Here is a 13,409-nt window from a genome sequence, read left to right on the forward strand (position 1 = left end):
TGGTTTAGCTACTTTTGCAAAAAGTGCCCCAATAGGTCGTTATAAAGGGCAATATTTGTCTAGATAAGCGTAATGCTCGATCTTTATTGAAAAGCTAGCTAAGCAAACTCCCGAACAACTACTTTGTAATCTCCGGGATGACAGCCTCTTGCCTAGACGTTACTGCAACCTACTCACTCTTGTAAGCGTAGTTATAGTAGCCGTAGGTGTAGTAGCTAGAAGCGGTCTTCTCTACTGCGTTGAGAATAACACCCTTGGTTTCTACGCCGGCTTGCTCTAATCGGTCGCTAGAGACTTCAATCTCTTTAAGTGCGGTCTTAGCAAAGCGAGTTACCATTAAGGTGGTACCTGCTTGACGGCCAACAATCGCGGCATCGGTTACAGCCAGTACCGGCGGGGTATCAATGATTACGATGTCGTAGTTTTCACTAGCCCAAGCACATAACTCTTCAAATCGCGGGTGCATTAGCAATTCTGATGGGTTTGGCGGTGTCTTACCTTTGCTAATAAAGTGCATGTTTTCAACTTGATCGATATTGATCACTTCTTCAGCACTTTTATCATTCACCAGGTAATCCGATAAACCAAAGTCGTTATTGAGCTTAACACCCTTGCCAATATGACCTTTGCGCATGTCGGCATCAATCAATAATACTTTTTGACCAGCGCTAGCAATAATCGCGGCAAAGTTTGCTGAAACAAACGACTTACCGATTGCTGGTGATGGGCCTGTAATCATAATGATGTTGTTCTTCGCTTCCATCATTGCAAAGTGCAGGCTGGTTCTCAGAGAGCGGAAGGCTTCTACTGACAAGTCAGCCGGATTGACAAAGGCCAACAAGGATTCTTCAGCAGTAAGCAGTTTTTTCTTAGCTTTGTTCTTTTCTTGAATTTTAACGATTTTTTCTTGCTGCTCAGATCTTGGGATCGTCGCATAAACCGGTAAACCCAATTCTTCAATCTGGTCTGGATTTTCAACGCCGCGATGGAACGCTGCTCGAAGCAGAACAAATGCAACACTCAACATACCGCCAAGCAGTGTGGCTAAAACAGCAATTAGAGGTTTTTTCGGTTTAACCGGCGCACTGTACGATTCAGCTCCATCCAAGATACGCACGTTACCGACGGTGCTTGCTTTAACAATGGCAAGCTCTTGGGATTTGTTCAGTAACTGCAGGTAAATTTGCTGGTTTACTTCGACATCACGGGTTAGGCGCAATACAGCACGCTGAGTTTTAGGTAATTTTTTGATTTGCCCTTCAAGTCTGCGTTTTTGCTCTTCTAGTGTTTTGCGTTTCTCTAGAACGGCGATATAAGCAGGGTGCTCCTTAGTAAACCGCTGTGCTAGTTCGCTTTCTTTAAAGGTGAGTTCGTTCAGCTGAGCTTCAAGCTCTACCATCACTTTAAGTGTAGACTGCGCTTCTAATCCCAGGTCAACAGACTCATTATCTTGACGATACTGGTTAAGGGCATCTTCATTTACGGTCAATTGAGCCTTGATCTCAGGAAGCTTATTTTGCAGGAATTCTAAACTGTTTTCTGCTTCTGCCGCGTTACGATCCACGTTCTGCAGAAAGTAGTTATTTGCAATATCATTCAATAAATCGATGATTTGCTCTTGGTTCTCACCCTCAAACCCGAATGACAGGATCCCCGATTGCTTGCCGCGTTCTGACACCGATAGGGAGCCACTCAGCCACTGTATTGCGTCCAGCTTTGAGCGCTTGCCTAGGCTGAATTCTTGGCCATCTTTACCAATCAACTGTGAAATGAACAGTGAATACTCACCATTAGCAGAGCGTGCTAGTTCGTCAGCCTTACCCTTTAGAATCACCTTATCTTCTGAATCAGTAAGCGTGAATGCACCAGAGGCAGAATCATCTATGATGATTTGATAGCCACCCGTTAATGCATAATCAGGAATATCGAAACGTTCGACTTTGATAAACGCTTCTTCGCCCATGCGCTTGGCAAGACCTTTACCTATGACAGGTAAATAGTTTGGTGAAGCCACGGTAGTCAGATTGAACTTATCGACGGTTTTTCCCAGCACCATACGAGATTTGATGATTTCGATCTCAGTGGCCGCTTGTGATTCCTGAGCAAACATATCGCCCATGCTTTCACTGAGTACTGGCATACCTGTCGATTTTTGTTCTACCTGTATTAGCGCATCTGCTTTGTAGATGGGGGTGGCCAACAGTGCGTAGGTCACACCGGCTACAGCAAAAACGAATGTGGTAAAGATGATGATCCATTTACCATCTAACAAGAGACCAAGTAATTTTCCTAGGTCTATTACATCTGGCTGGCTAGGTTGCTGAGTGCGATTAGAACGATTGTTTTCGGTCATAGTATTTATAAGGTTCTGGGGGTTGTGTTCAAACTGGTAGCTATCAGCTTCAAGCTGTCAGCTCTGAGGTTTCAGAGTCGCTTTATCCACTCTTTTGCTGACTTATCGATAAGCTCATAGACATGCTCGAATGCTTCATAGCTTTTCTTGTACGGATCAGGGATCTCTTTACTTAGCCAGTGGCCGTAAAGCATCGTTTTGCCACGAGCCGCTGGCGCTATCTTAGTGATAGAATCAATGTGTCCTTTTTCCATCACTAAGATCAAATCGCTTTCGGCGATCATCGCGCTTGTGATTTGCCTTGCTATGTGACCGGATAGGTCACAATCATGCTTCTCTGATACCGTTACTGAAAAAGGATCAGCGGGCTTATCCACCAAGGCGCCCAAGCCTGCTGAAGTTACTTTCTTGGCTGGCAACGCTTGTTTTAGTAGCTCTTCACCGATAGGGCTTCGGCAGATATTGCCGATGCAGACGACTAAAATATGGTCAAACATTCATTCACTTCACTATTTTAGTGGGTTACCAGTTACGGACACGGTTAACAAATTCACTGCCGTCATTTAACGCTGTGATGGTTGGCAATAGCTGGCGAACAACACGGTTGTATTGCTCAATTGGCGCTGCGGTTACATACACCACATCGTACGGTTCAAGTTCAAACTCGGTTCCAGTCACAAGCGCCGTCGCATCGCTGATATCTAGCTGATATACGTTAGCGATAATCTTCTCTGGACGAGGTGTTTTGCCTTGTGCCGCGAGCTCTTGTCTCTCAGCTTCTAGCTTTTGTTTTTCTTCTTTGGTCAGAGACTCGTCACGAACCTGCGCTAGATACTCTTCATGTTGCTTATCACGCTGGCCACTACGGAAAACAAATACGCCGGTCGCATTAGCTGCCAATTCATTAATACCGCCCACTTCACTTAGTGCTTCAGTAAGCGTCATTCCTGAACGATCAATCTTCATTAGTTTTGGACTTTGCACTTCACCTAGCACGAATACTTTCTGCGCGTCATTGCGAGGTACATGGATGATATCGCCCTGTTGTAACAATCGGTTCTCGGTGAGATCGCCATTTTGCATCAAGTCGTGAAGAGACAGGGTTTCTGCTTTGCCATCACGAGTTAAGGTCACATTGCGCCAGTCTGCGTCTGTTGTTAAGCCACCAGCTTGGTTGATTGCATCTAGGAAGGTAAGAGGCACGTTGGTAAGAGGTTGATAACCAGGTTGACGAATTTCACCAGTTACATACGCTTTCTGCGAGCGGAAGCCTGCGATATTGACATCAACTTGAGGGCTTTCAATATATCGAGCTAAACGTGTTGAGATATCTTTACGTACTTCGGTAACTGTTTTACCCGCCACCTTCACAAATCCAATGTAAGGATAAAAGATGGTGCCATCTGCATGAACCCAATGCCCTGCTTCTTGCGCGCTACGGTAAGAACCGGCTGGAATGGTCAGCTCTGGGTGATCCCAAATGGTGATATTCAAGATATCGCCTTGGCCAATTACATACTCATAGCCGGCAATTTGAGCATCAAGCGCTGGGTTACTGCGAGAATGGGCTTCCACATCGAAATACGACGAGTAACGGCTAACAAAAGATGGAGACAAAGGATAAACGTTAACCACATTAACTGGTGTTTCGGCAAGTTCTTGCTCAGACATTTGAGATTCGTCTGGCGTAGTTTGATAAATGTTTTTGTCGCCAAGGTCTACACTCGATCCCGGCATGGTACAACCAGTGATGGTGAGGCAAGTTGCTAATGGCAATACTAATTTAAGATTAAGTTTCATTATAATTTAATTGAAGCCGACTTTGATATCGAGAGAGGATTAGGACGTATTTTACAGTAAAACTACTAATTTGGGTACGCTACCGCCCAGAGGATTATTCGAAATTCCACGATTCGGTGCTTTTCGTTCTAGTAGTGAACAGTCAAATTGTCTGTAATGTGAGGCCACATTTACTGCGCGAGATTAAACGTTGTTGCGTAGCTAAAAACTATGATCTACAACAAGTTACACTCATTATATATGCATCGCATAGTATAAGAATCCATTAATTCATTCAATGAATTAAATAGCCATTAGACTAATATTTTTATAGCAAACCCATAACGTACAAGGAGCTATTTAGGCGAAATAGAACTGCCCCTTGCTTTAATACAAGGGCAATTATAGAAAACATCCCCTATGTTTGCGACGTTTAGTCTAATGTATTGGCGTAAAATGACATACGTACTTTACAGTACGATGAACAGCTTACTTTCAGTAACACTTTAGGGCTAGTATTTTTACTCTAAAAACGGACTTACATCAAAAATATCTGCAAAGTTTAAAATAATTTATTAACCGTGTTGCTTATTCGTTGGATGTTAGACGGTGGGGTCGATTATTTTAAATTATCTACTATCGATAAGTCAGATAGATGACTCCTTCTTCCTGATAAAGAATGCATCACTCCGTGATATAAAAAGGCTTATTCTTGTCATTTGTGTCTTTCTCTTCGTTTTGTCACTCGCATAACCTCTCTCTCCCATCGTTCTCGTCATACTGATCACTCTCGTCATACTGATCACATCCGTCGATACTGGCCGCATCCGCCGTTGCTGGTCACGCAAGTCATTCCCGCATCTTTTAGCGGGAACCTTATATCGCACTCTCTGAAGATTGCCGATAAGAGACCTCGGCAATGGCGGAGGTTGGGCTGAAAGCCTCAAGCTGTTAGCTAAAAACTAGCAGCTGGCAGCTGGCAACTGATATGACCTCAATAAAGTAGACACCTAATTTAAGGATTAGGTGTCATGCAAGTAAAACAAAGACGAATATTTTCCAACGAGTTTAAAAGAAACGCTGTTCAAACGTCACTAGAGTCTCCGGATACAGTAAACTCAATCGCAAAGTCATTAGGAATACATCCTGCTGTTTTGAGTAAATGGAGATGCGAATTGACATCAGCTAAGCAAACTTCAAACCCAATTAAGAACGAGGGCCCAGAGTCTTCTTTTGCTGAACTAGAACGAGAAGTGGCTCGTCTTAAAAAGCAACTTGAAAGGGCTGAAATGGAGAATGATATGTTAAAAAAAGGCGAAGGCCTACTTCGACAGTCGAAAAGAATAAAATTTGAATTTATAGCTAAGCACCATAGTGCCAAGCGACCGATTAAATGGCTTTGCCATCTCTTTGAAGTCTCTCGTTCAGGGTATTATAAATGGCTGAACAGCGAACCTAGTGAGCGGTCTGTAGAGAATCGTTCATTATCTGATTTTCTCAAGGCTACCAGCGACGAACAACACTGTATTCCTGGTTATCGGAAGCTTTGGAAGCTCGCGATAGAAAACAGCTTTGTGTGCAGTAAAGCGAAGGTCCAACGCTTATTGCAAGCTATGGGCTATCGCTCTCGAGCTTGTAAACGTAGCTTTGGTCGTGCAGCAAGCAAATCAAATGCCATTAGCGCTTTTAATCTGCTGAATCGAGAGTTTAACGTCGCCGACCCTAATCGTGTTTGGGTATCCGATATTACTCAGGTTAGGTGTCTGGATGGTTGGCAGTATTTGTGTGTAGTTCTTGATTTATACTCAAGAAAAGTCGTTGGTTGGGGTACGAGCAAAATAAACAATGCTGATTTAGTCATAAAGACACTTAATCGAGCATGGAAGATCAGAAAGCCGGACGGTAACAAATTACTATTTCATTCAGATCAAGGAACCCAATATACAGCTGAAAATACATTGCTTTGGCATCACAAACGGAACATTACCGTGAGTATGTCTAGGAAAGGAAACTGTTGGGATAATGCGTGTGCAGAGAGCTTCTTTGCACAGTACAAAAAAGAGTGGATGAGTAATCTTGGTGAAATATCACGTCAGCAAATGACAACCCAAAGTCGACTTTATATCGTAAATTATTATAATTCAGTAAGAAAGCATGGGACACTCGATGGAGTTAGTCCCAATGTTTTTGAACTAATAAATTAAAACCCCGTGTCTACTTTTACGGGGTCATATCAGATGTTGGGCTGAAAGCCTCAAGCTGTTAGCTAAAAACTAGCAACTGACAGCTAAAACCAACAACTAAAAACTAAGAAATGTCATTCCCGCATGCTCTTAGCGGGAATCTTACAACCCACTCTCTGAAGATTGCCGATAAAAGACCTCGGCGATGACAGAGGTTGGGATAAAGGATGATAGGTACGTGGCGCTTAGGATGCTGTGTCCTAGGAGTAGAGAGTAACCTATATGAAATCCAGTATGTTTAGATACAACTATCCCTATAAAACTTTTGGTTATAACTATTGTCTTTTTATGCTTTGAATGAAAACCGAAACAAGACACATTCGGTGTAGAATTAACTAATTGAATTCATTGAATTAAATACAAGAACCACCTTGTTAGCTCCTCCCTTAGTCCTTACCTGACTATCTTAGATGGTTTGATTATGAGCCAAGGCTACAGAATGTTGTTAGGTTTCTAGCACACCGAAACAACAGGGATAGACATTCGATTATGGATACGGCTCGACTTACCCACTTAAAAGCACTTGAAGCGGAATCGATTCAAATCTTCCGCGAAGTGACCGCTGAATTTGAAAACCCAGTGATGCTTTACTCTATTGGTAAAGACTCTTCCGTTCTGCTTCACCTTGCACGTAAAGCCTTTTATCCGGGCAAAGTGCCCTTCCCTTTATTGCATGTTGATACCAACTGGAAGTTCAAGCAGATGATCGAATTTCGTGATGAGTTAGCGGACAAATACGAACTCGACTTAATTGTCCACAAAAATCAGCGTGGGTTGGACATGAATATCAGTCCATTTACCCATGGCAGTGCTAAACACACAGACATAATGAAGACCGAAGCACTGAAGCAAGCCTTAGATCAGCACGGATTCGATGCTGCATTTGGTGGTGCTCGCCGTGATGAGGAAAAATCACGAGCTAAAGAACGAGTTTATTCTTTCCGAGATGAAAATCATCGCTGGGACCCAAAAAATCAGCGCCCTGAGTTGTGGCAAGTCTATAACGCTCGCGTAGACAAAGGCGAAAGTATTCGAGTCTTTCCATTATCAAACTGGACTGAACTGGATATCTGGCAATACATCTATTTAGAAAACATCGACATGGTGCCTTTGTATTTTGCTCAGGAACGTCCCGTCGTCGAGCGTGATGGTACTCTGATCATGGTGGATGACGAGCGTATGCCTCTTGAGCCTGGAGAAGTACCCGAAATGAAGAAAGTACGGTTCAGAACCCTTGGATGTTATCCATTAACGGGGGCTATTGAGTCGCAAGCCGAGACTCTTCCTGAAATCATTCAAGAGATGCTTCTCACTGCCACTTCTGAGCGCCAAGGTCGTGTTATAGACAATGATTCATCCGGTTCTATGGAGAAGAAAAAGATGGAAGGGTATTTCTAAGCGCTGCGGGCTTTGAAATAACCAGCTGAAGCGGGCAACAATATCAAGTTCTGTTGAATAAGCAGCGTCATTCCTGATAAACCGTCATTCCCGCGGAGGCGGGAATCTGGTGAGTACTGTGCTAATAGATCCCCGATAGGAGCACTCGGGGATGACGAAACGGAGCGCTTGGTGATGACCGGCCAATTCCTTAGGGATGATAGGAACACTTTATGCCGGCGGGATGTTGAGTGACTCAATCAATAAGACAAACATCATCCTCAAGAAGCGTCATTCCCGCGCAGGCGGGAATCTGATGAGTACTGTGCTAATAGATCCCCGATAGGAGTACTCGGGGATGACGAAACTGAGCACCCAGGGATGACGATTACTTTAACCACTGATTACTGGATAAATTATCCGAAAAACTTAGCTTACATGGAGAGAACATGAACACAATTTCAGATTTGCTTTCAGTTGATGTGGAAGCGTATTTAAAACAACATGAAAACAAGGATCTGCTGCGTTTTATCACCTGTGGCAGTGTCGATGATGGTAAGTCTACTTTGATTGGTCGCTTGCTGTACGACAACCAAATGATTTTTGAAGATCAGCTTTCGGCAATTCAAAAAGACTCGAAGAAGTACAACACCACTGACCAAGAGTTTGATTTGGCGCTGTTGGTGGATGGCTTGCAGTCTGAGCGTGAGCAAGGCATTACTATTGATGTGGCTTATCGCTATTTTACAACGGATCAACGAAAGTTCATTATTGCTGATACTCCAGGGCACGAGCAATACACTCGAAACATGGCAACCGGTGCCTCTACTTCCGATCTCGCGATTATTCTAATTGATGCCCGTCACGGCGTTCAAACTCAAACACGACGTCACTCTTTCATTTGTTCGTTACTCGGTATTAAGCACGCCATTATTGCGGTAAACAAAATGGATACGGTGGATTATAGCCAGCAAAGATACCAAGATATTAAGAAAGAATACCGCGAGTTTGCAAACGAGTTGAATTTTGACAGCATTCAGTTTGTTCCTGTCTCTGCTTTGCATGGCGATAATGTGGTATTCCCAAGCAAGAACATGAGTTGGTACCCTGGTTCAACGCTAATGCGCTTGCTCAACTCTGCCAAAACCAATAAAGGCAAACAGGAAGGTGAGTTTAGGTTCCCTGTACAGTATGTAAATCGCCCTAACTTAGATTTCCGTGGATTTTGTGGCACGGTAGTTTCTGGAGAGATTCGTGTTGGCGATCGTATCCAAGTGCTGCCCTCTGGCAAAGAAAGCAAAGTAAAATCTATCGTTACTTTTGATGGTGACCTGACCTCTTCATATGCAGGGCAAGCGGTTACGCTCACGTTAGAAGATGAAGTCGATATCAGTCGCGGAGACGTTCTCGTTCGCCCAGATCAGCAACCTCATTACTCCAATGCCGTTACTGCTAACGTGGTTTGGATGAATGAAGATGCGTTGCAACTTAACCGTGAGTATCTGATCAAAGTAGGCACTAAAACCGTTACCGGTCAGGTGTTGAAGATTGAGCATCGTGTTGATGTGAATAGCATGCAGAAGCTAGAGGCTAGCCAATTAAACCTGAACGAAATTGGCCTATGTCACCTCAATCTCAATGAGAAAGTAGTTTTTGACGCCTATGACAGTAACCGTATCACCGGGGCGTTCATTATCATCGACCGATTGAGTAACGCGACGGTTGGCGCAGGGATGATCGAAGGTGCTCTAGAAAATAAAAATCAGCCTAGTCATGATTATTCTGAGTTTGAGCTCGAATTGAATCAACTGGTTCGCAAGCACTTCCCACATTGGGATGCTAAAGACTTGCTTAGCAAGGGCTAACCAATGGGCATCAGCTTGCAAAGTAGCATTGTATTGGTGGTATTTATTACCACCATTATTGCGCTGATTCGTTTTCAAAAGCATCCAGCTCGTGTGTTTGGTTTAGCCTTACTCACGCTTTTCTCTTTGGATTTAGTCTCTAGCGAACAAGTCATCAATGCAGGCTCTAACCAGGGCCTGTTGACTCTAATATTGCTAATGCTGTGCTCCATCGCCCTTGAAAAAACTCGTGTATTGCGGATTATGGCGCAGTACGTCATTCGCCCAAGTTACGGCAAAACCTTTGCTCGTTTGTTTGGCTTTACGGTGGTGTTTTCAGCCTTTTTGAATAACACAGCTGTCGTATCGAGTTTGTTGTCTCCAATACGCAATAATCCACACCATAGTGCCACTAAGTTGCTCCTACCATTATCGTATGCAGCGATCTTAGGAGGCACTTTAACGCTTATTGGCACCTCGACTAATTTAATTGTTAACAGTCTTCTTATAGATACGGACTTACCGCCACTGGCATTTTTTGATTTCACTGCTGTTGGGTTATGTGTGGTTGTAGCTTGTGGATTGATGTTGACACTATTGGTGAGGTTCCTGCCTAACAACGAAACCAATACGCCCGTTAGCGATAGTTATTTTATCGAGGCGAGCGTTTCCGCTGGCTCCGCTTTGATTGGTAAAGACATCAATCAGAATGGTTTACGTCATATGGAGTCACTGTTTCTGATAGAAATGGAGCGTGACGGAAATATTATTAGCCCAGTGTCTCCAACCGAAGTGTTGCAAAGCAACGACCGACTGTTTTTTAACGGTGATGTATCTAAAGTCTCACAGCTAAAACATTATAATGGATTGGAGATATTTGCCGATAAAGAAGGTTTGGCCTCTCACAGCTTTGTTGAAGCAATACTGCTACCGCAAAGCCGATTAGTAAATCGCTCACTAAAAGAATGTAATTTCAGGCAAACCTTTAATGCCGGTGTTGTTGCAATCAAGCGCAATGGTGTTCGATTGTCTGGCAAACTCGGTGAAGTAAAGCTCAAAGCCGGCGACTATTTAGTACTGACGGCTGGAGAACCGCCTTCGCTAGCACCTAGCTTTCAGAAGCATTTTATTTTGCTTAGCGATATCGCCGTAGAAAACAAGATACAAGGGATCGGCGAAAAGGCTACCTTGTTTGGATTTGTGGTTGCACTACTTACCGCATCGCTTGGTTTGGTGTCACTGTTTAAGGCTATGCTGTTATTATTTGGTGTATTGCTATGCTTTGGTGTGCTCACCGTTAACGACGTTACCCAGCGTTTTCCGTATCACATCTGGCTTATCATCACCTCGGCGATAGTGATGTCGTTTGCCATTCAAAATAGCGGATTGTTTGAACATCTAGAATATTTATTGACGCAGAATAACGTCACAGTGAGCCCGCACTTAGCTTTAGTGTTTGTGTTTCTCGCTACATTACTGCTGACAGAATTAGTCACCAATAACGCAGCCGCGGCAGTGACCTTCCCCATAGCCTACTCACTAGCCCTAAGTTTAGATGCAAACCCTATTGCATTTGTAATGGCCGTTGCCTTTGGTGCAAGCGCCAGCTTTATTAGCCCGTATGGATATCAAACCAATTTGATGGTGTTTAATGCTGGGCAATACAAGCTATCCGACTTTGTGAAAATAGGTGCACCAATCAGTGTGATTTATAGTTTTACTGCGATATTCGCGATTGAACACTTTTTTGGGCTGTAGGGAATAGCCGTTGGTTGCTAGTTGTAAGCTGGTAGCTCTAAGTAATTTACCGTCATTCCCGCGGAGGCGGGAATCTGGTGTATTGTAGGGGTACTATAGATCCCCGATAAAAAACTTCGGGGATGACGGGAGTGAGCACTGGGCACTGGGCACTAGGCACTAGGCACTGGAAGGACTATATACATAGTTGCCACCGCCCCAAGCGTCATTCCCGCGAATGCGGGAATCTGGTATACACCGATAGCAAGCAAATAAATCTGATTTTATAAGGAAGTAAACAATAATGGGAAACCAAAACATCGTTTGGCATCAGGCTTCAGTGACTAGGGAGCAACGCCAACAACTCAAAGGTCACAAATCGGCTGTGCTTTGGTTCACAGGCCTCAGTGGATCAGGCAAATCAACAATCGCGAATGCCGTGGAGCTGAAACTCAACCAGCTTTCGGTACATAGCTATCTGTTAGACGGCGACAATGTACGCCATGGCCTCAACCAAGACCTTGGTTTTTCCGACGAAGATCGTATCGAAAACATCAGACGTATTGGAGAAGTTGCCAAGCTGTTTGTCGACTCTGGCAGCCTAGTGCTCACCGCCTTTATATCTCCTTTTATTTCAGATAGAGAACAAGTACGAGCACTTTTACCAGAGAGTGAGTTTATAGAGGTGTTCGTAGATACGCCGATAGAAACTTGTGAGCTACGTGACCCTAAGGGTTTATACAAAAAAGCTCGTACCGGCGAAATCAAACACTTTACGGGTATTACATCAGACTATGAAGCGCCACTAACACCCGAAATCCACCTAAATACCGCTCAACATTCAATTGAACAAAGTGCCGAGCAAGTGATTGAGTACCTAAGAGAACATGCCTATGTCTAAACGCCCTAAGCATTATGACGTATTTAACGGAGATGCCGATGGGATTTGCGCTCTGTTGCAACTCAGGCTGAAGACTCCGAAAAATTCGACGCTTATCACCGGGGTTAAACGAGATATTCAACTGCTACAACAAGTCGTCGATCAACAAGATGTTGGCTCAGTCACTGTGCTAGATATCTCTATGGAAAAGAACCTGTGCGCCTTGCAGTCTTTGGTAAAAAGAAAGGTGGATATATTCTACTGTGACCACCATAGAACAGGACGAGCCCCAATATCACCCCATCTAAAATCTCTCTTAGATACCTCGTCAGATGTTTGTACTAGCCTGCTTATCAACCTACTCCTCAATAACTCTCACTATCTATGGGCTTGTGTTGGCGCCTTTGGTGACAACCTATCAGAAGAAGCAACTGCGTTAGCCTTAGAACACGGCGTAGCCCATGAGGACATTGATTTCCTCAAGCAGCTAGGAACACTGATCAATTACAACGGTTACGGTGGTTCGATTGACGATCTTCACTTTCACCCCAAAGCCTTATTTGAGTCGCTATTAAAATCCCCAAACCCGTTACGCCTAAGAGATAAAACCGATGGTGTTTATCACCAGTTAAAGGCAGGGTTTGATCGCGACTGGAATGACGTTAAATCAATTCAAGCAACCTACTCTACTGAACATATAGAGATATATAAACTTCCGAGCCAAGCATGGGCAAGGCGCATAAGTGGCACATATGGAAATTGGCTTGCTAACGAGCTCCCAAATAAAGCCATTGCTGTTTTAACCGCAAATCCATGTGATAAGTCTTATACGGTCAGTGTGAGAAGTCCACTAGTAAATAGAGAAGGTGCTGATGATGTATGTGCACAGTTTCCTAAGGGTGGAGGTAGGACAGGCGCAGCAGGGATCAATGAGTTGCCTGAAGAAATGGTTGAGCTGTTTGTTAAAAAGATGGAAGAGCAGTTTGGTTAGTGGCGAGGTGTTTTCCGGGCTGGCGTACCAGTCGGAGACCTGTTCAACCGCTTCACTACTTAGATCCTCGACCGGAGTGCCGGCCCAGAAAAGCACTCGAGGATGGCTTGAACTTGCAGTTTCATTTACTTCCACTACACATAGCAATCTTAATTATAAGCAGATACACAATTTAAATTACAGGCTCCACCGTCGTCTCCGAGGT

The 13,409-nt window shown here is 43.9% G+C and carries 9 protein-coding genes; 6 read left to right on the forward strand and 3 right to left on the reverse strand.

The features are described 5' to 3' along the window. Positions 1 to 169: 169 nt before the first annotated feature. The 3 genes from D5I41_RS01845 to D5I41_RS01855 all read right to left on the reverse strand — a co-directional run bounded on the left by D5I41_RS01845 (position 170) and on the right by D5I41_RS01855 (position 4,153). On the reverse strand, positions 170 to 2,353 hold the full coding sequence (locus D5I41_RS01845; protein ID WP_119008226.1) for a polysaccharide biosynthesis tyrosine autokinase: 2,184 nt from the start codon (positions 2,351 to 2,353) through the stop codon (positions 170 to 172). 71 nt (positions 2,354 to 2,424) lie between these two features. Further along, complete coding sequence (locus D5I41_RS01850; protein WP_119008227.1) at positions 2,425 to 2,850, reverse strand: arsenate reductase/protein-tyrosine-phosphatase family protein; 426 nt, start codon at positions 2,848 to 2,850, stop codon at positions 2,425 to 2,427. 25 nt (positions 2,851 to 2,875) lie between these two features. Beyond that, a complete protein-coding gene (locus D5I41_RS01855) occupies positions 2,876 to 4,153 on the reverse strand; it encodes a polysaccharide export protein (protein WP_119008228.1) in 1,278 nt (425 codons plus the stop codon). Positions 4,154 to 5,163: 1,010 nt separating this feature from the next. On the opposite strand from D5I41_RS01855, the gene D5I41_RS01860 reads away from it, so the two are divergent. The 6 genes from D5I41_RS01860 to D5I41_RS01885 all read left to right on the forward strand — a co-directional run bounded on the left by D5I41_RS01860 (position 5,164) and on the right by D5I41_RS01885 (position 13,204). Continuing rightward, positions 5,164 to 6,336, forward strand: a complete 1,173-nt coding sequence (locus D5I41_RS01860; protein ID WP_119008229.1) for an IS3 family transposase — start codon at positions 5,164 to 5,166, stop codon at positions 6,334 to 6,336. 525 nt (positions 6,337 to 6,861) lie between these two features. After that, positions 6,862 to 7,773 carry a sulfate adenylyltransferase subunit CysD gene (gene cysD / locus D5I41_RS01865; RefSeq protein ID WP_268978199.1) on the forward strand — a complete coding sequence of 304 codons (912 nt, stop codon included), beginning with the start codon at positions 6,862 to 6,864 and terminating at the stop codon, positions 7,771 to 7,773. 428 nt (positions 7,774 to 8,201) lie between these two features. Continuing rightward, a complete protein-coding gene (gene cysN / locus D5I41_RS01870; RefSeq protein ID WP_119008231.1) occupies positions 8,202 to 9,617 on the forward strand; it encodes a sulfate adenylyltransferase subunit CysN in 1,416 nt (471 codons plus the stop codon). A gap of 3 nt (positions 9,618 to 9,620) precedes the next feature. Next, positions 9,621 to 11,354 carry an SLC13 family permease gene (locus D5I41_RS01875; protein WP_119008232.1) on the forward strand — a complete coding sequence of 578 codons (1,734 nt, stop codon included), beginning with the start codon at positions 9,621 to 9,623 and terminating at the stop codon, positions 11,352 to 11,354. 283 nt (positions 11,355 to 11,637) lie between these two features. Continuing rightward, entirely contained in the window at positions 11,638 to 12,234 is a 597-nt protein-coding gene (gene cysC, locus D5I41_RS01880; RefSeq protein WP_119008233.1) for an adenylyl-sulfate kinase, read from the forward strand. Next, a complete protein-coding gene (locus D5I41_RS01885) occupies positions 12,227 to 13,204 on the forward strand; it encodes a DHH family phosphoesterase (RefSeq protein ID WP_119008234.1) in 978 nt (325 codons plus the stop codon). Before cysC ends, D5I41_RS01885 begins: the two co-directional genes overlap by 8 nt. The last annotated feature ends 205 nt before the right edge of the window (positions 13,205 to 13,409 follow it).

The sequence above is a fragment of the Vibrio superstes genome (assembly GCF_003569005.1).
In the GTDB taxonomy this organism is placed as follows: domain Bacteria; phylum Pseudomonadota; class Gammaproteobacteria; order Enterobacterales; family Vibrionaceae; genus Vibrio; species Vibrio superstes.

Bases quoted from the DNA above. Each gene is read 5' to 3' on its own strand.
- D5I41_RS01845 (WP_119008226.1), bottom strand. From the start codon at position 2,353: ATGACCGAAAACAATCGTTCTAATCGCACTCAGCAACCTAGCCAGCCA.
- D5I41_RS01850 (WP_119008227.1), bottom strand. From the start codon at position 2,850: ATGTTTGACCATATTTTAGTCGTCTGCATCGGCAATATCTGCCGAAGC.
- D5I41_RS01855 (WP_119008228.1), bottom strand. From the start codon at position 4,153: ATGAAACTTAATCTTAAATTAGTATTGCCATTAGCAACTTGCCTCACC.
- D5I41_RS01860 (WP_119008229.1), top strand. From the start codon at position 5,164: ATGCAAGTAAAACAAAGACGAATATTTTCCAACGAGTTTAAAAGAAAC.
- cysN (WP_119008231.1), top strand. From the start codon at position 8,202: ATGAACACAATTTCAGATTTGCTTTCAGTTGATGTGGAAGCGTATTTA.
- D5I41_RS01875 (WP_119008232.1), top strand. From the start codon at position 9,621: ATGGGCATCAGCTTGCAAAGTAGCATTGTATTGGTGGTATTTATTACC.
- cysC (WP_119008233.1), top strand. From the start codon at position 11,638: ATGGGAAACCAAAACATCGTTTGGCATCAGGCTTCAGTGACTAGGGAG.
- D5I41_RS01885 (WP_119008234.1), top strand. From the start codon at position 12,227: ATGTCTAAACGCCCTAAGCATTATGACGTATTTAACGGAGATGCCGAT.